This is a genomic window from Flavobacterium sp. SOK18b, from assembly GCF_014156605.1.
Taxonomy (GTDB): domain Bacteria; phylum Bacteroidota; class Bacteroidia; order Flavobacteriales; family Flavobacteriaceae; genus Flavobacterium; species Flavobacterium tiangeerense.
Genome location: NZ_QKNZ01000011.1, coordinates 61,761 through 86,247 on the forward strand (window position 1 = coordinate 61,761; position 24,487 = coordinate 86,247).

Here is a 24,487-nt window from a genome sequence, read left to right on the forward strand (position 1 = left end):
TCGTGGATAGTGCTTGCTCCTTGTCCTTTTGACTGTAAAAAAATGTTACTTTTGTACCCTAATATTTTGGATTTTATTTCACGTAACATCCAATGTTGATTTTAAAAAAATGCCTCAAGAACTTTCACTCCAAGTCACCCCAGAAATAGCTGCAAATAATGATTTGCTCAAAAACCATTTGGCAAAGCAAATTAAAGTTGCAGCTGAAGATGTGCAACATGTTTCTATTTTAAAAAGATCTATTGATGCCCGACAAAAAGCAATAAAAATCAATCTCAAAGTAGAGATTTTTATAAAAGGGGAAGTAATTGACGAAAGAAGATTCACCATGCCTGATTTTCCTAATGTAGCAAATGCACAGGAAGTATTGGTAGTAGGAGCTGGACCAGCTGGACTTTTTGCAGCTTTACACTTAGTAGAATTAGGACTAAAGCCTATTGTAATAGAAAGAGGGAAAGACGTTCGCGGAAGAAGAAGAGATTTAAAAGCTATCAATGTAGATCATATCGTTCATGAAGATTCTAATTATTGTTTTGGCGAAGGTGGCGCAGGAACCTATTCTGATGGAAAATTGTATACTAGATCTAAAAAGAGAGGTGATGTCAATCGAATATTAGAACTGTTTGTTGCTTTCGGGGCTTCTCATGACATACTCGTAGATGCGCACCCACACATTGGCACCAATAAACTTCCTCAAATTATTCAGGATATTCGTGAAAAAATCATTGAATGTGGAGGTCAAGTTTTGTTTGAAACTAGAGTTGCTGATGTTTTGGTAAAAAACAATGAAGTTCAAGGGATTGTTACGCATAAAGGAGATACTATTCTTGCTAATAAATTGATATTAGCTACGGGACATTCAGCGCGTGATATCTTTGAGCTATTGGATAAAAAACAAATTTTTATAGAAGCTAAGCCTTTTGCTTTAGGTGTTCGTGCAGAACATCCTCAAACCTTAATTGATAGTATACAGTATAGTTGTGATTATAGAGGAGAACATTTACCACCAGCGCCGTACTCCATTGTAAAGCAAGTTGCTGGCCGCGGTATGTATTCTTTTTGTATGTGTCCAGGAGGCGTAATTGCTCCTTGCGCAACGAGTCCGGGCGAAGTTGTAACAAATGGTTGGTCACCCTCTAAAAGGGATCAAGCAACTGCAAATTCAGGTATTGTAATTGAGTTGCAGTTAGCAGATTTCAAGCCTTTTGCTAAGTTTGGAGCGCTAGCTGGAATGGAATTTCAAAAAAGTATTGAGCAACGCTCTTGGCACCTTGCGGGAGAAAGTCAGAAAGTGCCAGCACAACGCATGATTGATTTTACACAAAAAAAAGTATCATCAGAAATTCCTAAGACATCTTATGTTCCTGGAACAACGTCTGTTGAGTTGGGTCAGGTATTTCCAAGTAATTTGACGCACATTTTGCGAGAAGGTTTCTCTGAGTTTGGTAAATCAATGCGAGGTTATTTAACAAACGAGGCCATTCTTCACGCACCAGAATCCAGAACTTCATCACCAGTGCGCATACCCAGAGATCCTATTACATATGAACATTTACAAATAAAAGGTTTGTACCCTTGTGGCGAAGGAGCGGGATACGCAGGAGGAATTATTTCAGCTGCAATAGATGGTGAAAAATGCGCACAAATGATTGCTCAAGTATTGAAAAGTAAAGTATGATTATAGTTCTAGAAAAACGTGTCAAAATTATTTTAGAATGATACTTACTTAGATTGTTGAATTATTTTTTGGTTTTCATATCCATATAATCTAAAGTAAGATGTGCCATAGTGGTCATTCCAAGTACAAAACTACCTTCGTCAATATAAAAGTCGGGTGTATGGTGTGAGGGCATATCACTCGGTTTTTTACCTTTTGGCATTCCTCCAATAAAATAATATAAACCCGGTATTTTTGCTTGGTAGAATGAAAAATCTTCAGCTCCGGTTACCGCTTCGGTTAAAATAACATTCTCTTTTCCGGCAGCTTCTTGCAAGGTAGGAAGCATTTGCTCTGTAAGTGAGGGCTCGTTATAAGTGATTAAAGTTTTTTTATAAATTGCAACTTCAGCCGAGCCACCTGCACTTGTAGCAATATTTGTAGCTATCGTTTTTATTTTGCCATGAATGAAATCTTGCGTTTCTGCATCTAATGTTCTAATGGTGCCGGTCATCGTTAGAGACTCCGGGATAATGTTACTTCGAACACCAGCATTAATTTGACCTACACTTACCACGGCAGCGTTTTGCGAGAGGTTTACATTTCTGCTAACAATAGTTTGTAAACCTATTATAATTTGTGAGGCTGTAACAATAGGATCAATAGATTGCCATGGATATGCGCCATGAGATTGTTTGCCGTTTACTTTTATGGTAAACCAATCTGAGGAAGCCATGGTTCCTTTTGGTCGGTATTTGATTTGGCCCACTTCGGTTTGAGCATTAATGTGTAGCCCAAAAATAACATCCACTTTTGGGTTGTTCAAAACGCCTTCTTTAACCATCAATTCAGCTCCTCCTTCTTCACCTTCTGGAGGTCCTTCTTCAGCGGGTTGAAAAATAAATTTTACTGTTCCTTTTATTTCACTTTTAACTGAAGCCAAAATTTCGGCAGTACCCATCAACATGGCTACGTGAGTGTCATGACCGCAAGCATGCATTACGCCCACATTAGTTCCATTATATTCACCAGTAGCTTTTGAGGCAAAGGGTAAATTTGCTCGTTCACTTACGGGTAAGGCATCCATATCTGCTCGTAAAGCAACAACAGGCCCTGGTTTTCCTCCTTTTAAAATACCTACAACTCCGGTTTTGGCAATTCCAGTTTGAACTTCAATTCCTAAGCTTCGCAAATGGGTTGCTATTTTTTCTGCAGTTTTAAATTCGCGATTTCCTAATTCTGGATTTTGATGAAAATCTCGCCTCCAATCTACTACTTTCGACTCCATAGCAGCTGCTTTTGTGGCGATTTTGCTTTTCAATGCGCTATTTTGGGCTTGTGTTCCAATTGAAAACAGTAGTAAACAAGGTAGTACGTAATAGGTGTTCATTTCGTGTAAATATTAGGTGTAAACCGCTTAAAGCAAATGAATTAAAGTGATCAAATTTAAAACGGATTTTTTCAAAAGTAATGAATATTTTTCAAATTGTTGACTTTTAACTTCTCGTTGCTCAAAATAAAAAAACCAGCTTGAAAATATGTTTTCAAGCTGGTTTTTTTGAGGTTGTAAAGAATCTATAGGGCTTTTTTTTTCTCTTTATTTGTTGTCAGGAATAAAGTCAAGAGCTATAGAGTTCATACAATATCTTTTACCTGTTGGCTCTGGACCATCATCAAAAAGGTGCCCTAAATGACCATCACATCGTCCGCAAAGGGCTTCGATGCGTTCCATTCCCAGTGAATTATCATTTTTGTAAACTACGCTGTTCTTATTATCTTGTTCAAAAAAACTTGGCCAGCCGCAATTACTAGAAAATTTAGCACCAGATCGGAACAATTTATTCCCACAAGCGGCACAATAATACGTTCCTTTCTCATCAGTATTCCAATATTTTCCTGTAAAAGGTCTTTCGGTGTCCGCATTTCGCGTAACGTCATAAACATCCGCGGGTAAAACTTTTTTCCATTCGGCATTACTAACATTGAGTTTTGCCGCATCGGTATTGGAATAATATGGATTTTCAGGTTTTGAAAGTACTGTTCCACTTGTAGTGGTTTTATTTAAAGGTTGTTTTTTGACTGTGTTTTGTGCACAGGCAGTAAACATAAAAAGCGGTATTGCGAATAGGACGCAAAAAAAAGTGAGTGTGTTTTTCATGATTTCTTTTTTACAAATATAAATTCATTTTAGTTTCAAGCACTCTTATTTTTAATGAATTAACAGTTTTAAGCCTTGATTTAACTATTGTTATTTACGTTAAAAAACAAAGTTTAGATTTTGAATTACAAAAGTTTTTCATGGAATAGGTATTTGATAGCATAGCAAGGTGATTTAATTGTACAACAGCTCCAATGACTTGTTTAATAAGGTTTTGTTCCATTTGTAAAAATGAAATAAAGTAGTTGATTTAGTATTGAAATTTTCTGTTAACTAAATTAAATAGAAATGTTTTCAAATGAGATTGAACAATTCGAAACAGAATGTTAAACACTTAATCCCATTATTTTTTTTCGTACTTTTGAAGTCATAATATACAAACATGCCAGAAGAAAATGTAATCTTAGTCAATGAACACGACGAACAAATTGGGCTTATGCCAAAACTAGAAGCGCATCAAAAAGCTGTTTTGCATCGTGCCTTTTCTGTTTTTGTTTTAAATAGCCAAAATGAAATCATGCTACAACAACGAGCACATCAAAAATACCATTCCCCATTATTGTGGACCAATACCTGTTGTAGTCATCAAAGAGAGGGAGAGACTAATATTCAAGCTGGAACAAGAAGATTGCATGAAGAAATGGGTTTTGTGACTGAGCTGAAAGAGTTGTTTCATTTTATATACAAAGCACCTTTTGATAATGGGTTAACAGAACACGAGCTGGATCATGTTATGATAGGGTATTACAATGAGACTCCGGTAATTAATAGGGATGAGGTAGAAAGCTGGAAATGGATGAAAATTGAAGACGTGAAAAAAGATATGGACGTTCATCCTGAATTGTATACCGTATGGTTCAAAATTATTTTTGACGAGTTTTATCATTATCTTGAGGAACATAAAAGCCCTTTAACTTCGAACAACATAAAAAACAACTAATTTCTATATAATATGAAAGTTACCATTTCCAGAAAAGCTCATTTTAATGCAGCACATAGATTGTATAGAAAGGATTGGACTTTCGAACAGAATGACGCCGTGTTTGGGAAGTGTAATAACCCCAACTTCCACGGACATAATTACGATTTAATAGTAAGTGTAACTGGTGAAATTGATCCCGAAACAGGTTATGTTATGGACGTAAAATTCTTAAGTGACATAATTAAAGAGGAAGTTGAGAATCAATTTGATCACAAAAACTTAAATTTAGATGTGCCAGATTTTAAAGATTTGAATCCCACAGCTGAGAATATTGTAGTTGTAATTTGGAATAAAATCAAAAAGAAAATCAAACCCGAATTTGATTTGGAAGTAGTATTGTATGAAACACCGCGTAACTTTGTAACCTATAAAGGACAATGAAAGAATTAAAAGTAGGAGATGTAATTCCGCATTTTACAGCTATTGATACAGATGGCAACACCTTTGACAGCGCAAGTGTTGTAGGGCATAAGCCTTTAGTGATTTATTTTTATCCAAAAGATAATACACCTGGATGTACTGCCCAAGCTTGTAGTTTTAGGGATCAATATGAAGATTTTAAAGATTTAGGAGCCGAAGTTATAGGGATAAGTAGTGACAGTACAGCGTCTCACCAGAAATTTTCTAAGCAATTTAAACTGCCTTTTATATTGCTATCAGATAGTGATAAATCAATACGTAAAAGTTTTGGAGTACCTACTGGCCTTTTTGGTTTAGTGCCAGGAAGAGTGACGTATGTGACAGATAAACAAGGTGTTGTCCAGATGGTTTTTGATAGCGTATTGGCAACAAAACACATACCTAAGGCATTACAGGCGATAAAAAAACTAGTTTTGTAAATTTTTCACCAATTCTTCATATCAAACAAATTTGAAGCTGTCTATTAGGCAGTTCTTTATCTTTAATCTTAACAACGAGTACACATCTCATAATGCAATTTTATCCTTTACAATTTGAACCCATACTCAAAGAAAGAATTTGGGGTGGTGAAAAACTAAAAAATGTTCTAGGCAAACCCATTACTTCATCTATTACAGGTGAAAGCTGGGAGCTATCGGCAGTTGCGGGTGATATAAGCGTGGTTTCAAATGGAGTTTGGAAAGGAAAATCATTGACGACGATATTAGATGAGTTTCCTGAGGAAATTCTTGGAAAACGAGTTTATGAAAAATTCGGACTTCAATTTCCGCTCCTTTTTAAATATTTAGATGCTCGAGAGGATCTATCCATTCAGGTTCATCCTAATGACGCATTGGCGCAAGCTAGACATCAATCTTTTGGAAAAACAGAGATGTGGTATGTTATGCAGGCTGATGAAGACGCTAAAATTATTGTTGGTTTCAAAAATAATTCAAATGCAGGGGAATATGTCTCTAGCTTGAAAAATAAAACTTTGCTTTCTATTTTAGATCAAAAGAAGGTTTTTGTAGGTGATGTTTTCTTTTTAGAAACAGGGACTGTACATGCTATAGGAGCCGGGATGGTGGTGGCAGAGATACAGCAAACATCTGATATTACCTATCGCATTTATGATTTTGATAGGGTGGATGCTACTGGAAACACAAGAGAGCTTCATGTTGATTTAGCTTTGGATGCTATTAATTACAATAGGGTAAATACTCAAAGACACTATTTAAAAGAGTTTAACCTTTCTAATGAAATGGTTCAATGTCCTTATTTTACAACTAACTTTTTGCCGTTAGATGGTGAGGTTTCAATTAGTAAAACAAATGAATCCTTTACAGTATACATGTGTGTTGATGGCAATTTTAGTTTAGAACTAAATGAAAAAGTATACCAATATAAAAAAGGAGATACACTATTGATTCCTGCATACATAAATGCTTTTGTAATCAGTGGAAAAGCTTCTATTTTAGAAATTTACATTTAATAGTCAGGAATAGAAAGATTATATGTACTTTTGCAAACGCAAATTAAAAATCAAATTTTAAAAAAATAAAAATGGCAAACGTTAAAAATTTAAAGAAAGACATCAATTACGTTTTAGGTGATATTATTGAAGCAGTTTACTTATATGAAATTTCTACAACAGGAAAACCTACTACAGAAACAAATAATTTAATTGATGAGGCTATTGCAGCTTTTGATGTTTTGATTACTAAAGTAAATGCTAAAAATGTTGAAAACAAAAAAGCACATTTTAAGCAAATCAATGTAGAATTAGAACAAACTGCAAATCAATTGATTACTAAAATCAACGAATTGTAGTCAAATTAATTGACAAAAAATTGCAAAATTATTTTGGATAAGTCAAATTCATCTCTATATTTGCACTCGAAATGAGACGCCAGCGTAGCTCAGTTGGCTAGAGCAGCTGATTTGTAATCAGCAGGTCGTGGGTTCGAGTCCCTCCGCCGGCTCATTGTAAAACCACCTTTTTAGGTGGTTTTTTTTTGGAATATAAATAAATGTCTAGGTTGCAGTAGGATGAAAGATATTTGAAATATATTTAAATAAAATATTTGTTTAATTAAAAAACAGCATTATATTTGCACCAGTAATGAGTCGCCAGCGTAGCTCAGTTGGCTAGAGCAGCTGATTTGTAATCAGCAGGTCGTGGGTTCGAGTCCCTCCGCCGGCTCTTCTATAAACCATCTAATTTTTATTAGGTGGTTTTTTTTATGGCAATAATTACTTACATAATATTCTTTTAAATTGATTGTTATTGTTATATTTGAAAACTAACACTAACATCTATTAATTATGGAAGAACAAACTACCGTTGAAAATTTCGATTTACAAATTACTACAACCGCCAAAGATTTATTAGCTGAAACTGCAAAATGGGCTTATTATTTGTCTATTCTAGGATTTATAGGCGTAGGGTTTATTGTCTTGATTGCTTTAATTCTAGGAATAACGTTTGCAGTTGTAGGTAGTACTAGTAATTCAATGGGGTTTTTAGAATCGTCAATGGGTTTAGGGATTGCATTCGTTTATATTTTGATAGGAGCACTTTATTTTTTTCCGATCTATTACCTGAATAAATTTGCTTCAAATGCTAAAGTGGCCATAAAAAATAGTGACACGGCTGCTTTAACCCTTTCATTTAGATATTTGAAATCACACTATAAATATATTGGAATTATGACCTTGGTAGTTTTTTCATTATACGTATTGCTTCTTGTAGGAATGATGTTTATGGGGCTCTTCTCATCCTTTTAAGCACCCATTTTGCAATATTGTAGCTTGCATTATATTTTATTAACCAACTACAATTGAAGGCAGACCTTTGTCTTTAAATAGCAGACATCACTTTTTTAAGAAACTTTAGTATTAAGTATTTACTAGTGAGGTTTTTTAAAACACATTTCAAGAAAAGCATAAAAAAACTGCCCAAAAAATATCTTCTTGGGCAGTTTAAAATGTTTCAAAACAGATTTTGTTTATTCTTGTTTTTTCAACGAGCTTACATATTTTGTTAGCTTTTTTCCATAAAGAGATTGTGCTACTTTAGGTGACATTGCTTTTTGGATGGTATCTAAGTATTTTAAGTTGATATCGTATATTTCAGATAAGGCAATGTAAGGAGCAACTTCATAATCTCTATTATTTAAAGCAAAATTTGTAGCAAATAAATACCTTCTTTTTAAGTTAGAATCTTGCTTAGCACTTAAACTGTCAATTTTGTTGTTGTTTTTGGTTTTAATTGCGCTAAATTTCTTTTGGATTAACTCCAAGTTTTCTTCATTAAAACGAGTTTTTATTAATTTGTATTCTTCAAATACCTCATTGTTTTTTGACCCTGTAACTTTGGCATCCATTAAATAATTGTCTAAACTAGTGTCAATAGTCATGTTACCTGGTTCTGCAAAAAAGGAAAGGTTGTTATCTAATGAATTACTTACACCTCTATCAAGGAATAAATACAGCATTTCTGGTGATTCTAGGTTAATATGACTTTCAAAGGCTGCATTTCCATCGATATTTATAGTATCTAATGGAACTAGTGTTGTATCTACTATTCTTTGCAAGTATAGAGTCCCTTTTTTTAAACCTTTGATGTTTCCTGTAATGTGTAGGTTGCCTTTTGCATCTTCTTTATTACAAGAAGATAATAATGCTAGAGTAACAAGAGCAAATATTGTTTTTTTCATGTTGATATTGATGTTGTGATTAAATAGTGCTGTTTATAAGCGTTGTACAGCGGTTTTGGTTTCATTGTTATTGTGGCGCAAAATAAAGAAAAATGTTGGAATGCTGTTGTGTTTTTTTTATTTTACAAAAAAAATCCTAATTTATTTCTAAATTAGGATTCTGTTTATTGAGTTAAAATTATTATCCTTTTAACCATGCTTGTTTTAGTGTGGTTTTAGATACATCTGTAGCTTTGAGTTCTTCCTTGTCTTCGTAAGGAAGTTTTACTTTTCCTTTGATCACTTGTTCTACGCCGTTACGTTTAATTTTTACAGCAACTGAATCATCCTCTTTCCATTTTTGGCTATCAGTTATCATTTCGTAAATATTAGTAAGCGAGTAAGCTTTGTCATTGATGGCAAGAATGGTGTCACCTCCCACAAGTCCTAAAGTGCTGTAAAATACATTAAGTTCTATGTTTGGGATGATACTAATTTCCTTTGTTGCCTGGTCTACTGTAATGTACGGAACTTGACCTTTAAGGAATACATTTGCTGGAACTTTTTCAGATGTTTTTACAACTCCTACTTTAGCTAGAAAAGATTCATAAGGAATAGGAGTAGGACCTGCTACATAAGTCCTTAAGAAATCACCTACTTCAGGATACGTAAATGAAGTTATTTTGTCAAAAAGTTCTTTGTCATTAAATGGTTTTGAAACGCCATATTCCACAGATAATTTCTGCATTAAATCTAGAATACCTCTTTCACCATTACTTTTTTCTCTGATGATGATATCCAAACACATTCCTATAAGTGCTCCTTTTTCATATACGTTTAAGTATTGTGCTTTGTAAGGCTCTGTCAAAACATTGGCACTCATGGTTGTGAAAGGCATGGTGTCGTTTAGTTTTTTTGAGTTTTCAATTTTTTCAGCCATTCGCGTGTAAAATTCTTCTTCAGTAATTAAACCTTGATTGATCTGGAAAAGATTTGCAAAATATTCTGTAATCCCTTCATACATCCATAAATGTTCGGACATTTTTGGGGTATTAAAATCAAAATAGTGAATTTCTTTAGAGTGAATTGTTAACGGAGTTACAATGTGAAAAAATTCATGTGAAACCACATCTTTCATTGCATTTACGAGCTCAGCCTTAGGCATTGCCTCTGGAAGTACAACCGTGGTAGCGGTAGGGTGTTCTAGTGCACCAAAACCTTTTGCATCTGTAGGGGTCATGCTTGATAAGTATAGCAATACAGTGTATTTTTTTGTAGCATTTATTTTACCTAAAAATGTTTTTTGAGCAATCATCATGGTTTTCATGTCCGGAGTAATACTTTCTGCGGTCACTTTTCCATTTGGTGAAAAAACACTAATCAATATTTCCATCCCATCAACAGTAAATGTAGTATAATCCGGTTTCGCATACATGATTGGGTTTTCTACAAGTTCTGAGTATCTAGGGGTGCTAAATACGTCTGTTGAGGTACTTACGTCAAGATCTTTCATGGATGTAGCGCCCCACAATGTTTCAGGATGTGAGACCGTAACGGTGTATGGTATGTCTTTTTTATTGTCAAAATAACCTACAAAGCCGTGCATGTTCAGCATGAAGTTTTTGCCGGCATCAATATTTGTTCCAGCTGGAGAGAAAACATCATTTTTACCAAAACCACCACCTTTTTCAGTATCAAAAGTGTCATTAACAAGGTATGTTATTTTACTTAATGTAGTTGCGTTTTGAATGCTCCAAGTGTTGTCATCTGTTTTGGTAACGGTCAGTTGTCCGCCTTTGCTATCAAATGCTTTGAAATCTTCCAAGTATTTTCCATAATCATCTATGGAGTAGGTACCCGGAATTATTTTTGGGACACTGTATGTGATTTCGTTAGTTTTTATTTTTGGAGCAACGACAGTTACTAACACCTTGTCCTCTTTTACATTGTTAATGTCAATTGTTACATTAACTTCTTCTTTTACAGCAGATGTTGCGGTTGTGCTTGTTGTTTTACAACTCCACAGCATTGATACAACTGCTAAGGAATATAGTATTTTTTTCATGGAATAGATTTTATTTAATGTAAGTCGGCTTACTGCTGTATTTGTTACATATTTAAATTTTTAATAAAAGAAATTATTTCATCCAGCAGTTGAGATGAGTTGGGTAATTCAGGGTTATTATAGGAAGCCTTGTTCGCTGAATCATCACCTGAAATGTCTTTAAATACATGATTCATATTGTTTATGATTACGAGTTTAGCAGTTGGTTTAGCTTGCTGAAGCAGTTGTGCGTCTGCTACACTTACTTGTAAATCTTTGGTGCCGTTGATGATTAATATGGGTATCTGTAATTTTTTGATTTCCTCTTGTGGTTGGTACTTTAACCACGAAATCATGTAAGGTTGAACGCTAGGTCTAAAGATTGTAGCTAGCATTTGGTTTTTGAGTTCAAATGTTTTGCCTGTTTTTAGGATTTCTAAATTTTGCTTGACTTCGTCTTTTAATGAAGGTGCTTGTAGGGCTATTTGTTCCAGAAGTACAGCGTCAATACCCCGTCCTGCACCAGCTATTGAAATGTAGGCGTCTGTGTTTTGACTTGCAGCAACTAACCCGATTAATGCTCCTTCACTGTGGCCGATGACAACTATTTTTTTATAGATTTTTTGATTTTTAAAAAACTGCACTACTTCTTTTGCATCAGTAATAAAGTCTTCAAAAGATAAGGACGCTTCGTTTAGGGTTCCTGCTTGAGCCATAGCAAACATCCTTTTGTCGTAGCTAAAAGCATGAATATCACGTGAGGCTATACCTTCACAAAGAAATTTCAGGGAATTATTGACAAGATTTATTTGGTTGCCGTCTCTATCTGTTGGACCTGAACCTGCAATAACTATTACAAGAGTTTTCTTTTTTGAACTTTCATTAGGTGCATATAAAGTTCCCTTTAGCAACGGGTTGATAGCAACTTCTTTGGTTGTGAAGTTTTTATTTTGAGCATGACACCATGCCGTTAGCGTTATAAAAACAAAAGTGTAAATGATTTTCATTTAAGGTGTGTTTATTTGTTGTAGCACCGCTTCAGGATTTTCTACTTCAATGATTAATTTTTTGAAATAATGATCTCGTAATGTGATAACAATGGCGTTTTTTTTATTGGATACATCCCAAAAATTCCTTCCGTTTTTATAAAAAGTACCCGCTGTAATTAATCTAGGAATTTCTGTTCCAGGCATTCTGAGACCTTTCCAAAATGTAAATTCTGATTCGTCTTGATACGCCTTTATTATTTTTTCTTTAGGGATACTTAATTTATTTTGGAACGACCAGATTTTGTGCCAACCCATGATTTCGAATGAAATGGTTTTGTTGATTGTTGTAACTGCTACCATATTTTTTGAATTGTAAGCAAACAAAAAAACTCCCGTAAATCAGGAGTTTCGTGTTTTAATCTAATTTGTTTTTTATATAATATTTACCATCCAAATCTTCGTCAAAATCATCAATTTTCAAAGGTTTTGGTTTTGGTTTATTTGCGACAGCTTTCTTTTTCCACATTTCGAATTTTTCAGCAGGCATTTTCTTTTTCATGATTTCGAGAATCTCTTTTTCTGCTAAGCCAAATTCTTTTTTAATGATTTCAAAAGGATTTTTTTCTTCTAAAGCCATTGTAACAAGTTTTTCTGTTTGCTCCCAGTTTAATTCTTTTCGGTTACTCTTTTTCATCACGTGAAAATTAATTCAAATAAGTTGTAAATGGTTAATAATGTAAATCTCTAATTTGTTACCAATATTAAGAAAAAAATCAATTGGATTTCATCAAAACATCATTTTTTTTATTGTTGCCTGAATTTTTTTTAAAGTATTTTTTGATGTTTGCTATTTAGTACTATTCTGTCGCGAGGACCCTATTTGGAAACATGAGATTAATACATGTAATTTTATTGATTAATGAAAGGTAAGATATGTCAAAAGCTCTTGAAATTCAAAAGAAAACCAATGTGTAAATCAAAGAATTATATTTACACAATTACCCTAAAAGTAAGGTTTATTCTGGGGTCTACAGGTTTTGCAGTTTTTGGAATTTGATGTTTCCAGAAATGTTGTGTACTTCCTTTCATGATCAGTAAACTCCCATGTTCTAGTAAAAGGTTTAGTTTTTGATCCTTTAAATGATTGTGCTTCATTTGGAAATTACGTGTAGCCCCAAAACTCAATGAGGCAATTATAGGATTGATTCCCAGTTCTTTTTCGTTATCTGCATGCCAGCCGTTACTGTCTTTTCCATCTCGATATTGATTTAAAAGAACGGTTGTGAAAATAGTATCAGCAGCAGCCTCTACTTGTTTTTTTAGTTTTTGTAACAGCGGATTCCATGGGTGTGGCTGCATGGTAATATTAGAATACTTATAAGGTTTTCCCTCATTGCCAAAAAGTGCAGTCAATCGTGGTTGTGGGTGAACTTTTCCGAAAACGCATATGTCATCTTGCTGCCACGGGATATCTTGAACTAAGCTTTGGAATATTTCATTGGCTGTAGCCAAATCAAAAAAGGCAGGGTAATAAGTGATTTCAGCATCTGGCACCTGAAATTGTAGCGGTTGTTCTTGATTTTCAAACAAGGATTCCATACTTTTAGGTGTATTGGTAGGCCCAAAAAATCAATGCAAACTGCAAAGGTAATCTCAGGAACAATACCCATTTTGGTAATCCCATACCTGCTTTAGGATCAAAATACATGTAAATATGAGTAGGAAAAATGGCAATTAACAAAGCAATTACGCCCCATGCCGCTGCGCTTGACAGCTGGGGTATACATAATGCTATGCCAAGAATAATCTCAGCAACGCCGCTTATCGCATTAAGGGCTTTTGGGTTTAGGAAATAGGGAGGAATGATTTTTAAGTACAATCTAGGATTCCTGAAATGGTTTATTCCAGCAATAAAATATATAAAAGCCATTCCGTACAAATGCCAAGGTAAATTCATAGTAAAAGTATTTAGAACGAATTTAGAAAAAAAACCTCAAAATAAAGCTCTTTAGAATCAAATAGTCTTTACAAAGTCTTTTTGAAGTTGATATTCATAATCACAATTGCAATTATAATCAAAATAATTCCAAACCATTGCAGGCTATTTACTTGTTCACTCAATAAGAAATAGGCCATAAGTACAGAGACAGGAAGTTCCAATGCGGATACAATACTGCCTAGTCCGATACCTGTAAGTGGGAAGCCAGCATTGAATAATAAAGGTGGAATGATAGTGCCAAAAAGCGCTAATATAATACCCCATTTAAGAAAAATATCAAAGTTAAAGGCGCCTGTTTGTGTAGCTATTGCAAAACCAGTTACAATTACCGCTCCGCCAAGTAGCATATAAAGACTGCGTTGTGCGGATGAAATTTGAGTAGCAACTCTATTTGCAGTAAACATTGTAGTAGTGAAGGAAGTGGCGGCCAAGAGTCCTAAAACGATACCACGCCAGTCTAGCTCTACCGAACTTTCGATTAAATTTGTAGCCAAGGCGGTTCCTGCAAGAACTATTAAAACCGATATTATTTTTTGTGTAGACGGTGCTTTTTTTTCTAAAATCATTTCAAATATAACCCCCATCCATACGGTTTGCATCAATAGCACAATAGCAATTGATACCGGTATGTATTTTACAGCTAAATAATAAAATACACTTGTCATACCTAGTGAGGTTCCGGCAAGCATTAAGTGGGTAATATTTTTTGTAGATGCTTTTACAACCTCAGTCCCTTTTTTTGATTTTTGAAAAGCATTTATTAGTAGCATTCCTAAAATTCCATAAGTGAATTGAGCAATGGTTACCTCAGGAGTTGTAAAGCCTTCACCGTAAGCAATTTTTACAAATGTTGCCAACATTCCGTAGCTAGTAGCACCAAGTCCCACAAGTAATACTCCCTTTAAAATACTATTCTTCATCATTTTTTTCTCTTTTTAAAAGCGGGCAAAGATAGTTTTTTAAAGTGATTTAAAACATTTTTAAAAAAGTCCTTTTAATTCAGGGTTTCTTATCCCAATTTTAGCGGGGTCAAACTCCATTTTTTGTTGTAAAAGCGATGCATATACACTCCTAAAATCGATTTCATGTTTTAAATCTCCTCCATCTAAGTCTTGTAAATTAGGGTTGTTACCAATTATTTTTCCTTTATTGCTTCCGCCAATGACAAATAGAGGTGCAGCAGTTCCATGATCTGTTCCTTTACCATTGTCCTTGACGCGTCGGCCAAATTCAGAAAAAACTACTATAGTAACGTTCTCTAACAACTCCGCTTTCTTTAAGTCTTGGTAAAAACTGAATACAGCATCATTCAGTTCTGTAAGTTTGTTGTTGTGAATTATAAGTTGGTTATCATGTGTATCAAAACCGTTCAGTGAGGTATAATACACTTTTGAGTTTAGATTTCCTTTGATCAAGCGCGCCATCCATTCTAGATTTTTGGACAAACCAGTTTTAGGATACACCACTTCAGCGGGAGCACCTTTTTTTAGGGCATTTTGTATCTCATCGGCACCTTCAACTACAGAATTTGCTATTTTTCTAACAAAGTCTAATTGCGGGTTAGTTGCTAGTTTTGAGTTGACCTCCATTTTGTTTCCAACAAGAAATCGGTTTGGATCTTTTACCGTGATCGAATTAGGTTCATCACCTTTGAGCGCTAAGTTGTCAATAGTATCAATGTTTATCCCTGCAGTGGGCTGGTGATCCTTACATTGTAAATCCAGGAAACGCCCTAGCCAACCATCATTTAAAAACTCTTGATTTGTAGGAGCTGTTTGCCAGATTTCCTGACTTCTAAAATGAGATTTTACAGGATTTGGGTACCCAACATTTTGGATTACAGCTAAGTCTCCGCTTTGTTGCATTTGTGCAAAGTTTTTTAAAGCTGGATGAAAACCCATTCCTTGTGCTGACTGGATTATTTCATTTTTTGAAATTGCAATTTTTGGACGAAAGTCATAATACATCATATCCTGATACGGAATAAACGTGTTAAGGCCGTCATTGCCGCCGTTGAGTTGAATAAAAACTACGCATTGCTCTCCAGTAATTATACTTTTTTGTTTCCCAAAAGAATATAAAAAATCAGGTAAAAGCAGAGTTCCTGCAGTAAGTGTACCTGTTAAGTTCAAAAAATTTCTTCTATTCATAATGCTAGCTTTAGATAAGTTGGAATTCTGGAGTTTTTATCATGAAATTTACTAATCGCAGCACTGCAAATTGTGAGCCTTCAAGAAAACCATCAAAATCATATTTCAATATTTTTTCAAAATCGGCCTTCATGACGTCATCAATCTGGAATAATAATTGGTTTTCAAATGCATTGATGATCGTTTTATTGGTATCCGTTTTATTCCATTTTAATTGGAGGTTAACCGTTTTATCAGCACTTTTATTTCCCTTCATTTCAGCATTAAAATTCCGGTTTAAATTTTTTCCGTTACAAAGTAAATCTGCTACATTATTGCGTTGTAAGTACACTTGGGATGTTAACCATGAATTTCCGCCATCCCATCCTTTTACATTGGGTTGGTCCATCAAATCCATTCCTTGTTGCCTACAAAAAAGTGCAATCATTTTTGTGTTTGTATTTTTGATTCCAAGTTCGTGAAATATTTGTAGGCTGTATTCTAATGGGTTTTTTATTTTGGAGCCCGCCGTTTGTTTAGGATACTCTTCGGTGAAAATTTTTAAAAGTAAGGGCTGTATTTCAAAGTTTAATTTTCTGAAATAGTCTCCATAATACGTAACTAATTCTTCATTTGGGTTGTCATAAATAAACCATTTTAGAATTTTGCGAGTCAACAAATAAGGAATTTGAGGCTGTTCAAAAATAAGGTCTATCATCGCATCAATTTTAAAACTTCCTTTTTTGCCTAGATAGCTAAAAGCCTCATTATCTTCAAAAAAGGTTCGGTATATTGCTTGGTCTTCGCCCACACCAAGTCCAGCAAGGCCTTTAGCGCCACCTTTTATGTCTGTTTCAGTATAATTTCCAATGCCTAATGTGAACAATTCTAGTAATTCCCGACTTAAATTTTCATTTATTTTACCTTTTCTGTTGTCTACATTGTCAAGGTAGCGCACCATAGCATTGCTTTGAATAATCGTTTTTGTCAAAGTTTTGAAGTTTCCAAATGCGTTTTCTCTAAGAATTTGATTGTGTTGAAAAACCCAATAATTGACCTTTACTTTTTGCAGTGTTGATACAAAATGATTGTGCCAAAAACAGGTCATTTTTTCGCGTAGCGGATAGGTTTCGTTTTGCATTTTATCAATCCACCAACTCTTCAATTCGAGTGCAGTTTGTGCTTCTTTTTTACGCAATTCTTTTATTTGTTCTGGGCTGTAATCTTTAAGTTTTTTTCTATATTGTTGTAATTCGGTTATAGATTTTGGGCTGTCAACCATAAAATCAGGAACTTTATGATCATGTAACGTTGCAAACGAAGCCTCTAGAAATGAATTAATTCCCATATTTTGTATTTTTTCGGCTTGCTTTGAGGAAAAACCAAGTCGTAAAGACCAGAGTGTTTGTGCGTTCATATAGAGTTGTTTACAGTAGGACATGTTGTTCTAAAAAAGGTTTAACCGTACAACATTAATCTACTAATAAGAAAAATCAAATTGTCAATTTTGTAACATTTCCTTTATAAAGATGTCTTATGGGGTATCTGATATAAAAAACATGAAAAAGATACATTTTATTATTTTGTTGAGTTTGATTTGTATGACGGGCAGTATGGCTCAAACAACTCCTGAGAAAATTCCTGAAACCGAAACAGAAAAAACTACAGAGTTGAAAGAAGTAACCATTGTAAAAACTAAAAAAGCAGTGGAGCAAAAAGCAGACCGAACCATTTTTAACTTTTCTGATCAACCAAGCTTAAATACGGGTTCTGTGCTAGAAGGAATTAAAAAATTACCAGGTTTAATAGCATCAGATATTGCCGGTATGATGTTTCAAGGGAAGCAACTGGATGTGTTTATGGATGGAAGGCCACTTAATATTTCGACCAATGAACTAAATGCTTTCCTAGAGGGAATGCCAGCAAATGCTATTGAAAAAATTGAAATTATTACACAGCCAGGAGCAGAATTCCCTGCTACTTCAGGTGGTGCAATCCTTAACATTATTACCAACAAAAACGCGAAAAATTATTTGAGTGCTACATATACTAACAGCAGCAGTTTTACCAGTTATGATGATGTGCGCTGGAGAATGAACAATAGCGTGTTATTGAGTGCCAAGAATAAATATTTTGGATGGCAATTAAACTTGGGTCAAAATTATAGAGAAAGTGCTTTATGGACTTCCTTAAAAAATGAAGAAAACGGCGGTAGTGCTTTACTAACAGCAACAGAAGCTGATCGTGTGGGGAGAAATAATTATGTAAAATCAGCGCTTACTTTTGATATTGGTAAAGATAGATTACTCCTTAATTATGATTTGACGCACAATAATAATAACAGTCAAACGCTTTCAAATGGTCCTGGTTTCACTACAGATGATGCTTCAATGAGCGGTGGTTTTCGTCATGACGCGGTAATTACCTATCAAAAAAAGTTTGATAATGCAGCCAAAAAACTGGAGTTTAAATTCAACTATAACAGCAATTCAAATGAATTTCAATTGGCTCCAGCCGGTTCCACAACTCCATTATTAGACAATGCTTCACAACAAGAGTTGTTGAATGCAAAAGTAGATTACTCTCAACCGATTGCTTTCTCTGATGAAGGTAAACTGAATGTAGGAGCCTTGTATGAAGAGCTTTTGTTTGATGCTTCAAATAGAGGTGTAACCAACTTAGATTACAAGCGTAGAACTGCTTCAACTTACTTAGAATTTCAAACTAAATTTGATAAAGTTAATTTTATTCTAGGTGGTAGAGCCGAAGATTATAAAATTACTGGAAATACTGATGTTTCAAAACTAGCAGAATTTAATCAGTTCAGGTTTTTCCCCAATGCAAGTGCGCAGTACAATTTTAGTAATGCCATTAATTTTAATATGAACTATAACAAAAAAATTACGTTACCAAGCACATCGGCATTGAACCCCAATAATACTAATTATCAAAACCCTAATGTTGCATATTCTGGTAACCCTAACTTGCAGCCTACCATTTTTGATAATTATGAAGTTAAATTGAGTGCTTTTGATTACGCATTTATAAGCTACAACATGAGTGTGGCAAAAAACCAAGTGATCAATAGAGTTTTACTTACTAATAATCGTGTAGTTAATACAAATGAAAATATTCCAGAAGTTAAGATTCATAATTTTAGTGTAGGAATGCCTATTCCCTATATGTTGTTTACCAAAGGCCTAGCCGAAACTATGAAAATGAACGTAAATCCTGATACCATGAATTTTTTATACGTCTATGCGGGCTACCAATACCATCAAATTCCTAAAGTAGATACAAATGGTTTTTGGATGTTTAATTTTATGTCTCAGATACTTTTGCCCAAAAAAGTAAAATTTGTTGCCAATTATAATTACGTTATTCCAAGAGGAAATTACTTTTACTTTATTGCGGTAGAGCCCCTTAGAAATTCATTAGACTTTACTTTTTCGAAAAAATTCTTAAAAGATCAGTTGATAGTATCTCTTTTTGCTGATGATATTTTGAATACGAATAGAAATGCATTCAATTCCTTTGAGACGCCTTTACTCATAAGCAGTAAGCAAGACACGAGAAAATTTGGTTTTAGTTTGAACTACAAAATACCAACTAAGAACAAATTGGCAAAGGAAAATCCGAGTTTATTAAACAACGAGAAAAAAGAAGAAGGCGGTTTAATCAACCAATAAACAATTTCTAAAAAGCTGTACATCATGTTACAGCTTTTTTTATGGAGTTTCTTTTTGAACCAAATCACTTAAATGCAAGCGCAAAGCATTCACAGAAATACTGATTTCCCAAAATGATAAAGCCAAGGATACCAGTAAACCTAGCAAGCTAAGGCCAAATAGGTATATACCTGCTGTTTGTTGTTGTAAAAACAACAGCAACATTGCAAATACGCTCAAAAAAAGACTTAAAACACCAGCCATTTGCATGTTTCTAATTAAGGTAAGGCGCAAGTTGAGGTTTTTTATTTCCAGTAAAATCAAGTTGTTTTCTTTTTCTTTATAAGTTTTCTTTAGTCCGCGAACAATAGTTGCAATGGTCAAGAACCGATTTGTGTAGGCTAATAATATTAATGATGTTGCGCCAAAAAGGAGTGCAGGAGTTTCTATTTGTAAAATCATTTGAGCTTACTGTTTGAAAAAGGTTTAAAAATGCAAATATGGATTCTTAAAAAAACTCATGCTTTTATTTTAGCATTAATTCTTTTTACAAAATTACTAAAATTACCAGCCATCAGGATTTATATCATCATTTATATTAATTTTACTTTCTTAATAATAAGGTATGCCGCAAACATTAAAATACAAGTTAAAAAACATATTGATTCACCAACTAAAAGATTTAGGTACTTTTCTAGGAGTTTTATATGCAGTAGTTATAGGTTCGGCTGTAATGATTTTAGAATATTCAGTAGATTTTGGGACTATTTTTAATATTGATATTTTAGATACTTACACTAGGCTCATCTCTGTGACGAATGTGTTGATTTCGATTCTAATAGGTATATCGCTCACTACATTTTCGGTCATTTTTGTAGTCATGCAACTGGCTTCATCACAATTTTCGCCACGCATTTTAAGACATTTTTTGATTAATGATTTTAAAATGCAAAAATTTATAGGTCTTTTTGTGGGAACCATTTCACTGTGTATTTTGCCGCAATTTGCTTCTGTTTTTTGCCCGAATACTCCATTTTTGGTAACACTTTCTGTGGGGACTTTATTGGCTTTTTACGGTTTGTCTTGGTCTTACCCTAACATGATTACCTATTTGAGTATCAATATGAATGTATCCAGTATTACCAATAGGATCAAAGTGGATATGATTGAGGAAATTAATAGTCTATACCAAGAGAACTGGTGTTTAGGAAAAAATCTGTTGTATAAACGGGCCATAATTTATCCAGACAAATTCAAGGTATCTGTTGTGAGTCCTTTTGATTCTGGGTATTTAGATAGCGTTAATTATGATAAACTCAAAAAGGTTACGGAGTATGTATTGCAATCTGAAGTAGGATTTTGTTTTGAAAATGCATACCAAAAACCTATCGTTGGGGAGTTTATTATGAAAGGGACAACTACCTTGTTAACATTAGTTTTTGACCAAAATCTTACTCCAGCTCAAGTTCAAGAGTTGCAAAAAGAAGTAGGCGCCATTGTGAAAAACGCATTTAAGGTAGAACAATTTAGAAGCCACACTCAAGACATCAATTTTGGTGTTCGAAAACTAGTTGATATAGCCATAAAAGCCATTTCACCAGCGGTAAATGATCCCACAACCTGCCTGAATTGTATAGACCAAATTGGGGAAATTGCAAAGGAGTTAGCAATGAAAGAGTTTCCATCAACTGATGCTAAGTCACTTAAATCGGAGCATATACAAGTAAATGAATTCAACTTTGAGGAGTTTATCGATTTTTGTTACGATCAAATTTTTCAATGGGGCAAGGAAGATCCCACTGTAATCAAACGAATCATCCGATCTATTAGAATCATACTCCCATTAGTTGAAAATCCATTCCATTTGAAAATTTTAATTCAACAAGTGGAGGAAATGGAACTGTCAGATATTTATAACCTAACCAATCATGCTAACGGTACGCTGAAAATATCAAAGGAAAAGCTATTCACAATTGAGAATGAGTTATCCCAATTTAGAAAAAAAGCAAAACAGCAAATTTTGAGATTACAGCAAAAAGAAATTTTGCCTTTTTATGAGACGAATCGCGTTAGTGATAATGATGCAATTGCTTCGGTTCAATCAGATGCTATTGCCTATTTAAACGCCTATGATTACTAAGGTTTTAAATCTAGTATTAAATTGTCTTCATATTTTTCTATATAAATATAACACCAAAATAGATTGGCGCAATTGGTTCTCAATTTATGCTGCTTCCTGGTACCGTTTACCCAAATTTTTTACTTTTTTTGTGAAATTTATTGTTTTTAAAACTTCTATATTTAATTTCTATCCAATTATCACCTGCTAATTTGTAAAATTTTCATTCGAAAATCAATTCTATATGATTTTCACCACCATTCATGTTTGTACTCATTAATTTATTTTATGGATGTCATTATAAATATAAATAAAAATTTATAATATATCCATGATACATTTGCAGCACTAAACAAATGTGTCTGTATGAGAACTAAATTTAAAATTAACGGAAGTTTACTTGTTGCTGCGCTCTGGTTGTTGACAAGTTTTTTGCTGAACCTCCTAGCGCCTCAAAATGTATTTTTTATTTTGATTTTAGGTTTAGGAATAGTGTACAGCGTGTACATTTTATCAAAACAAAATAATTTAGAATAATCATGAAAAAAGAGTACCAATTTAAATTAGTCGAAGGTCAATTTGAGCCAACGGAAGCCGGAAAAGTATTGTTCTCGTTGATTAATAGTAAAATCAATTACCACAACTTAGAGCAATTTAGCAATGAAATTAGGTTTGACCAAGACCATTTGCATTCTAAGAGAAGGAAAGAAACATTACAAGAAGCGTCTGATTATATCAAAGAACTGATTAAAGAAGCCGATGCAAAAAATATGGAATTATGTGTAAACGGTGTAATTCAAATTGAAATGCAACCTAGACTCAAACAAGAGGCGGATGTTTAATGGCAGAACGTTACTAATTGCCACAAAGCACCACAAGGAAAGGGTTATTGCACCCATTCTTGAAAATGGATTAGGCGTTTCTTGTTTTGTGCCTTCTAATTTTGATACGGATGTTTTTGGTACTTTTTCAGGAGAAATTAAGCGAAAGGAATCGGCTGTGGCAACTGTTCGGGAAAAATGTCTAGCCGCGATGGAAGCTTTTGATTGTGATTTAGGTCTTGCTAGCGAAGGCTCTTTTGGTGCTCATCCTTCTTTATTTTTTGCACAAGCGGATGAAGAATTTCTGATTTTCATAGATAAAAAAAATGATCTTGAAATAATCGTTAGAGAACTCAGTTTAGATACTAATTTTTACGGTGAGGCTGTTGCAAGTTATGAGGCACTGACTGCATTTGCCCATAAAGTTCATTTCCCGTCACATGCAATTATTTTGCGAAGTAGTGCCTCTAATGATAAAGCAGTAATTAAAGGTATAACAACTGAAGAGGATTTAAAAAAATATTACAACTATATCATGGAAGTGTTTGGTACGGTGTACGCCGAAACAGATATGCGTGCCCATTACAATCCCACACGGATGAAAGTTATTGAGGTCGCTACACAAAAATTGTTGCAATCCATACAATCTATATGTCCTGAGTGCATGACTCCAGGTTTTGTAGTGACCAGCGCTAATCCCGGTTTGCCATGTTCTTGGTGTGCAAATCCTACTCAGTCTACTTTGAGCCATATATATTGTTGCAAAAAATGCCAATATACGCACGAAATCAATTTTCCGTATCAAAAAATGACCGAAGAACCTACTTTTTGTGATTACTGTAACCCCTAAATAATGAGTATAATAAACAATTCCATTCAAAGAGCTGTTGCTTTATTAAATCAAGATGAAGTGATAGCTATTCCTACTGAAACGGTATACGGATTAGCAGGAAATATTTTTAGTCCAAAAGCAATAGCATCTATTTTCAGTATAAAAGAAAGACCTTCTTTTAACCCGCTTATTGTTCATATAAAATCTATTGAAAGTTTACCATCTATAGCTAGAGAAATTCCCGAAAAAGCAATGCTACTTGCAAATGCTTTTTGGCCTGGACCACTAACTATGGTGTTAAAAAAGCAACCTCATGTTCCAGATTTGGTTACTGCCGGTAAAGATACAGTAGCGGTAAGGGTTCCTAATCATAAGATTACTTTATCACTTTTAGAGCAACTGGATTTTCCATTGGCTGCACCCAGCGCGAATCCTTTTGGATCTATAAGTCCTACTCAAGCGGTTCATGTTGCGCATTATTTTGAAAATAAATTACCTATGATTTTAGACGGTGGTAGTTGTGAAAGAGGAATTGAATCTACAATTATAGGGTTTGAAGATGGTGAACCCATTCTGTATCGTTTGGGATCACTAGCAATAGAGGACTTAGAAGCCATCATTGGTCCACTTAAAACAATAGCGCATGACGAAAAAGCACCACCTGCGCCAGGAATGTTGTCACGTCATTACGCACCTAATACTACCACGTACCTTACAGATACGATAAGTGCAGATGTAGCCAAATTTGCAAATCAAAGAGTGGGAGTCTTGACTTTTAAGCAAGAGATTCAAAATCCATCTATTTGTGCCCAAGAAGTTTTGTCAATTTCGGGTTCAATGTTAGAGGCCGCTTCAGGATTATATGCTGCATTACACAGATTGGATGAAAAAAATCTAGATGTTATTCTAGCAGAGCGTTTCCCAGATATCGGACACGGTAAAGCCATTAATGACAGATTACAACGAGCTACCAAAAAGTAATTTTTAGAACA

General features: G+C 34.3%; 25 protein-coding genes and 2 tRNA genes. 14 read left to right on the forward strand and 13 right to left on the reverse strand.

What is annotated here, in order from left to right:
* Positions 1–109: 109 nt before the first annotated feature.
* Positions 110–1,678, forward strand: coding sequence for an NAD(P)/FAD-dependent oxidoreductase (locus DNC80_RS02550; protein ID WP_182648951.1), 1,569 nt, complete (start codon positions 110–112; stop codon positions 1,676–1,678).
* A 61-nt stretch (positions 1,679–1,739) separates the two neighbouring features.
* On the opposite strand, the gene DNC80_RS02555 is transcribed toward DNC80_RS02550, so the two are convergent.
* Positions 1,740–3,047, reverse strand: a complete 1,308-nt coding sequence (locus DNC80_RS02555) for an amidohydrolase (protein ID WP_182648953.1) — start codon at positions 3,045–3,047, stop codon at positions 1,740–1,742.
* A gap of 207 nt (positions 3,048–3,254) precedes the next feature.
* On the reverse strand, positions 3,255–3,815 hold the full coding sequence (gene msrB, locus DNC80_RS02560) for a peptide-methionine (R)-S-oxide reductase MsrB (protein WP_182648954.1): 561 nt from the start codon (positions 3,813–3,815) through the stop codon (positions 3,255–3,257).
* A gap of 382 nt (positions 3,816–4,197) precedes the next feature.
* Here msrB and idi point away from each other — a divergent pair, with 382 nt between their 5' ends.
* The 8 genes from idi (at position 4,198) to DNC80_RS02600 (ending at position 7,983) form a co-directional block, all read left to right on the forward strand.
* Entirely contained in the window at positions 4,198–4,755 is a 558-nt protein-coding gene (gene idi / locus DNC80_RS02565) for an isopentenyl-diphosphate Delta-isomerase (RefSeq protein WP_182648956.1), read from the forward strand.
* Positions 4,756–4,767: 12 nt separating this feature from the next.
* Positions 4,768–5,178, forward strand: a complete 411-nt coding sequence (locus tag DNC80_RS02570; RefSeq protein WP_144893103.1) for a 6-carboxytetrahydropterin synthase — start codon at positions 4,768–4,770, stop codon at positions 5,176–5,178.
* Entirely contained in the window at positions 5,175–5,636 is a 462-nt protein-coding gene (locus DNC80_RS02575) for a peroxiredoxin (protein WP_182648958.1), read from the forward strand. The genes DNC80_RS02570 and DNC80_RS02575 overlap by 4 nt, the downstream gene beginning before the upstream one ends.
* A 92-nt stretch (positions 5,637–5,728) precedes the next feature.
* On the forward strand, positions 5,729–6,688 hold the full coding sequence (locus DNC80_RS02580; protein WP_182648960.1) for a type I phosphomannose isomerase catalytic subunit: 960 nt from the start codon (positions 5,729–5,731) through the stop codon (positions 6,686–6,688).
* Positions 6,689–6,759: 71 nt separating this feature from the next.
* On the forward strand, positions 6,760–7,026 hold the full coding sequence (locus DNC80_RS02585) for a hypothetical protein (protein ID WP_144893109.1): 267 nt from the start codon (positions 6,760–6,762) through the stop codon (positions 7,024–7,026).
* 78 nt (positions 7,027–7,104) lie between these two features.
* A tRNA-Thr gene (locus DNC80_RS02590) sits at positions 7,105–7,178 on the forward strand.
* Positions 7,179–7,325: 147 nt separating this feature from the next.
* Positions 7,326–7,399 (forward strand) — tRNA-Thr (locus DNC80_RS02595).
* A 122-nt stretch (positions 7,400–7,521) separates the two neighbouring features.
* Complete coding sequence (locus DNC80_RS02600; RefSeq protein ID WP_182648962.1) at positions 7,522–7,983, forward strand: hypothetical protein; 462 nt, start codon at positions 7,522–7,524, stop codon at positions 7,981–7,983.
* A 221-nt stretch (positions 7,984–8,204) separates the two neighbouring features.
* Here the strand turns inward: DNC80_RS02600 and DNC80_RS02605 are convergent, their stop codons facing one another.
* The 10 genes from DNC80_RS02605 to DNC80_RS02650 all read right to left on the reverse strand — a co-directional run bounded on the left by DNC80_RS02605 (position 8,205) and on the right by DNC80_RS02650 (position 17,472).
* Positions 8,205–8,915, reverse strand: a complete 711-nt coding sequence (locus DNC80_RS02605) for a DUF4369 domain-containing protein (RefSeq protein ID WP_182648964.1) — start codon at positions 8,913–8,915, stop codon at positions 8,205–8,207.
* A gap of 181 nt (positions 8,916–9,096) precedes the next feature.
* Positions 9,097–10,959, reverse strand: a complete 1,863-nt coding sequence (locus tag DNC80_RS02610) for a peptidase M61 (RefSeq protein WP_182648965.1) — start codon at positions 10,957–10,959, stop codon at positions 9,097–9,099.
* A 44-nt stretch (positions 10,960–11,003) separates the two neighbouring features.
* A complete protein-coding gene (locus DNC80_RS02615; RefSeq protein ID WP_182648967.1) occupies positions 11,004–11,945 on the reverse strand; it encodes an alpha/beta hydrolase in 942 nt (313 codons plus the stop codon).
* Positions 11,946–12,287 carry a hypothetical protein gene (locus tag DNC80_RS02620; RefSeq protein WP_182648969.1) on the reverse strand — a complete coding sequence of 114 codons (342 nt, stop codon included), beginning with the start codon at positions 12,285–12,287 and terminating at the stop codon, positions 11,946–11,948.
* A gap of 55 nt (positions 12,288–12,342) precedes the next feature.
* On the reverse strand, positions 12,343–12,621 hold the full coding sequence (locus DNC80_RS02625; RefSeq protein WP_086455130.1) for a DUF2805 domain-containing protein: 279 nt from the start codon (positions 12,619–12,621) through the stop codon (positions 12,343–12,345).
* Positions 12,622–12,917: 296 nt separating this feature from the next.
* Positions 12,918–13,526 carry an alpha-ketoglutarate-dependent dioxygenase AlkB gene (locus tag DNC80_RS02630; protein ID WP_182648970.1) on the reverse strand — a complete coding sequence of 203 codons (609 nt, stop codon included), beginning with the start codon at positions 13,524–13,526 and terminating at the stop codon, positions 12,918–12,920.
* 4 nt (positions 13,527–13,530) lie between these two features.
* The gene (locus tag DNC80_RS02635) at positions 13,531–13,884 is read right to left on the reverse strand and encodes a MauE/DoxX family redox-associated membrane protein (RefSeq protein ID WP_182648972.1); all 354 of its coding nucleotides are present in this window, start codon (positions 13,882–13,884) and stop codon (positions 13,531–13,533) included.
* A 68-nt stretch (positions 13,885–13,952) separates the two neighbouring features.
* Complete coding sequence (locus tag DNC80_RS02640) at positions 13,953–14,849, reverse strand: DMT family transporter (protein WP_182648974.1); 897 nt, start codon at positions 14,847–14,849, stop codon at positions 13,953–13,955.
* A gap of 57 nt (positions 14,850–14,906) precedes the next feature.
* Positions 14,907–16,076 carry a DUF1501 domain-containing protein gene (locus tag DNC80_RS02645; RefSeq protein WP_182648976.1) on the reverse strand — a complete coding sequence of 390 codons (1,170 nt, stop codon included), beginning with the start codon at positions 16,074–16,076 and terminating at the stop codon, positions 14,907–14,909.
* A 10-nt stretch (positions 16,077–16,086) separates the two neighbouring features.
* Positions 16,087–17,472, reverse strand: coding sequence for a DUF1800 family protein (locus DNC80_RS02650; RefSeq protein WP_182648978.1), 1,386 nt, complete (start codon positions 17,470–17,472; stop codon positions 16,087–16,089).
* A gap of 142 nt (positions 17,473–17,614) precedes the next feature.
* Here DNC80_RS02650 and DNC80_RS02655 point away from each other — a divergent pair, with 142 nt between their 5' ends.
* Positions 17,615–19,744: a TonB-dependent receptor domain-containing protein gene (locus tag DNC80_RS02655; protein ID WP_182648980.1), complete on the forward strand. Its 2,130-nt coding sequence runs from the start codon at positions 17,615–17,617 to the stop codon at positions 19,742–19,744.
* Positions 19,745–19,783: 39 nt separating this feature from the next.
* Here DNC80_RS02655 and DNC80_RS02660 read toward each other — a convergent pair whose 3' ends face one another.
* Positions 19,784–20,185 (reverse strand): DUF2721 domain-containing protein, encoded by a 402-nt coding sequence (locus DNC80_RS02660; protein ID WP_144893133.1) that lies wholly within the window; start codon positions 20,183–20,185, stop codon positions 19,784–19,786.
* Between the two features lie 163 nt (positions 20,186–20,348).
* Here DNC80_RS02660 and DNC80_RS02665 point away from each other — a divergent pair, with 163 nt between their 5' ends.
* The 4 genes from DNC80_RS02665 (at position 20,349) to DNC80_RS02680 (ending at position 24,476) form a co-directional block, all read left to right on the forward strand.
* The gene (locus tag DNC80_RS02665; protein ID WP_182648982.1) at positions 20,349–21,863 is read left to right on the forward strand and encodes a DUF2254 family protein; all 1,515 of its coding nucleotides are present in this window, start codon (positions 20,349–20,351) and stop codon (positions 21,861–21,863) included.
* A gap of 518 nt (positions 21,864–22,381) precedes the next feature.
* Positions 22,382–22,684, forward strand: a complete 303-nt coding sequence (locus DNC80_RS02670) for a hypothetical protein (RefSeq protein ID WP_144893137.1) — start codon at positions 22,382–22,384, stop codon at positions 22,682–22,684.
* A complete protein-coding gene (locus DNC80_RS02675; protein ID WP_182648984.1) occupies positions 22,677–23,513 on the forward strand; it encodes a DUF6671 family protein in 837 nt (278 codons plus the stop codon). Before DNC80_RS02670 ends, DNC80_RS02675 begins: the two co-directional genes overlap by 8 nt.
* A 3-nt stretch (positions 23,514–23,516) precedes the next feature.
* The gene (locus DNC80_RS02680) at positions 23,517–24,476 is read left to right on the forward strand and encodes an L-threonylcarbamoyladenylate synthase (RefSeq protein ID WP_182648986.1); all 960 of its coding nucleotides are present in this window, start codon (positions 23,517–23,519) and stop codon (positions 24,474–24,476) included.
* Positions 24,477–24,487: the final 11 nt, after the last annotated feature.

Coding starts and splice junctions, on each gene's coding strand:
- DNC80_RS02550 (WP_182648951.1), top strand. CDS start 110: ATGCCTCAAGAACTTTCACTCCAAGTCACCCCAGAAATAGCTGCAAAT.
- DNC80_RS02555 (WP_182648953.1), bottom strand. CDS start 3,047: ATGAACACCTATTACGTACTACCTTGTTTACTACTGTTTTCAATTGGA.
- msrB (WP_182648954.1), bottom strand. CDS start 3,815: ATGAAAAACACACTCACTTTTTTTTGCGTCCTATTCGCAATACCGCTT.
- idi (WP_182648956.1), top strand. CDS start 4,198: ATGCCAGAAGAAAATGTAATCTTAGTCAATGAACACGACGAACAAATT.
- DNC80_RS02570 (WP_144893103.1), top strand. CDS start 4,768: ATGAAAGTTACCATTTCCAGAAAAGCTCATTTTAATGCAGCACATAGA.
- DNC80_RS02575 (WP_182648958.1), top strand. CDS start 5,175: ATGAAAGAATTAAAAGTAGGAGATGTAATTCCGCATTTTACAGCTATT.
- DNC80_RS02580 (WP_182648960.1), top strand. CDS start 5,729: ATGCAATTTTATCCTTTACAATTTGAACCCATACTCAAAGAAAGAATT.
- DNC80_RS02585 (WP_144893109.1), top strand. CDS start 6,760: ATGGCAAACGTTAAAAATTTAAAGAAAGACATCAATTACGTTTTAGGT.
- DNC80_RS02600 (WP_182648962.1), top strand. CDS start 7,522: ATGGAAGAACAAACTACCGTTGAAAATTTCGATTTACAAATTACTACA.
- DNC80_RS02605 (WP_182648964.1), bottom strand. CDS start 8,915: ATGAAAAAAACAATATTTGCTCTTGTTACTCTAGCATTATTATCTTCT.
- DNC80_RS02610 (WP_182648965.1), bottom strand. CDS start 10,959: ATGAAAAAAATACTATATTCCTTAGCAGTTGTATCAATGCTGTGGAGT.
- DNC80_RS02615 (WP_182648967.1), bottom strand. CDS start 11,945: ATGAAAATCATTTACACTTTTGTTTTTATAACGCTAACGGCATGGTGT.
- DNC80_RS02620 (WP_182648969.1), bottom strand. CDS start 12,287: ATGGTAGCAGTTACAACAATCAACAAAACCATTTCATTCGAAATCATG.
- DNC80_RS02625 (WP_086455130.1), bottom strand. CDS start 12,621: ATGAAAAAGAGTAACCGAAAAGAATTAAACTGGGAGCAAACAGAAAAA.
- DNC80_RS02630 (WP_182648970.1), bottom strand. CDS start 13,526: ATGGAATCCTTGTTTGAAAATCAAGAACAACCGCTACAATTTCAGGTG.
- DNC80_RS02635 (WP_182648972.1), bottom strand. CDS start 13,884: ATGAATTTACCTTGGCATTTGTACGGAATGGCTTTTATATATTTTATT.
- DNC80_RS02640 (WP_182648974.1), bottom strand. CDS start 14,849: ATGATGAAGAATAGTATTTTAAAGGGAGTATTACTTGTGGGACTTGGT.
- DNC80_RS02645 (WP_182648976.1), bottom strand. CDS start 16,076: ATGAATAGAAGAAATTTTTTGAACTTAACAGGTACACTTACTGCAGGA.
- DNC80_RS02650 (WP_182648978.1), bottom strand. CDS start 17,472: ATGAACGCACAAACACTCTGGTCTTTACGACTTGGTTTTTCCTCAAAG.
- DNC80_RS02655 (WP_182648980.1), top strand. CDS start 17,615: ATGAAAAAGATACATTTTATTATTTTGTTGAGTTTGATTTGTATGACG.
- DNC80_RS02660 (WP_144893133.1), bottom strand. CDS start 20,185: ATGATTTTACAAATAGAAACTCCTGCACTCCTTTTTGGCGCAACATCA.
- DNC80_RS02665 (WP_182648982.1), top strand. CDS start 20,349: ATGCCGCAAACATTAAAATACAAGTTAAAAAACATATTGATTCACCAA.
- DNC80_RS02670 (WP_144893137.1), top strand. CDS start 22,382: ATGAAAAAAGAGTACCAATTTAAATTAGTCGAAGGTCAATTTGAGCCA.
- DNC80_RS02675 (WP_182648984.1), top strand. CDS start 22,677: ATGTTTAATGGCAGAACGTTACTAATTGCCACAAAGCACCACAAGGAA.
- DNC80_RS02680 (WP_182648986.1), top strand. CDS start 23,517: ATGAGTATAATAAACAATTCCATTCAAAGAGCTGTTGCTTTATTAAAT.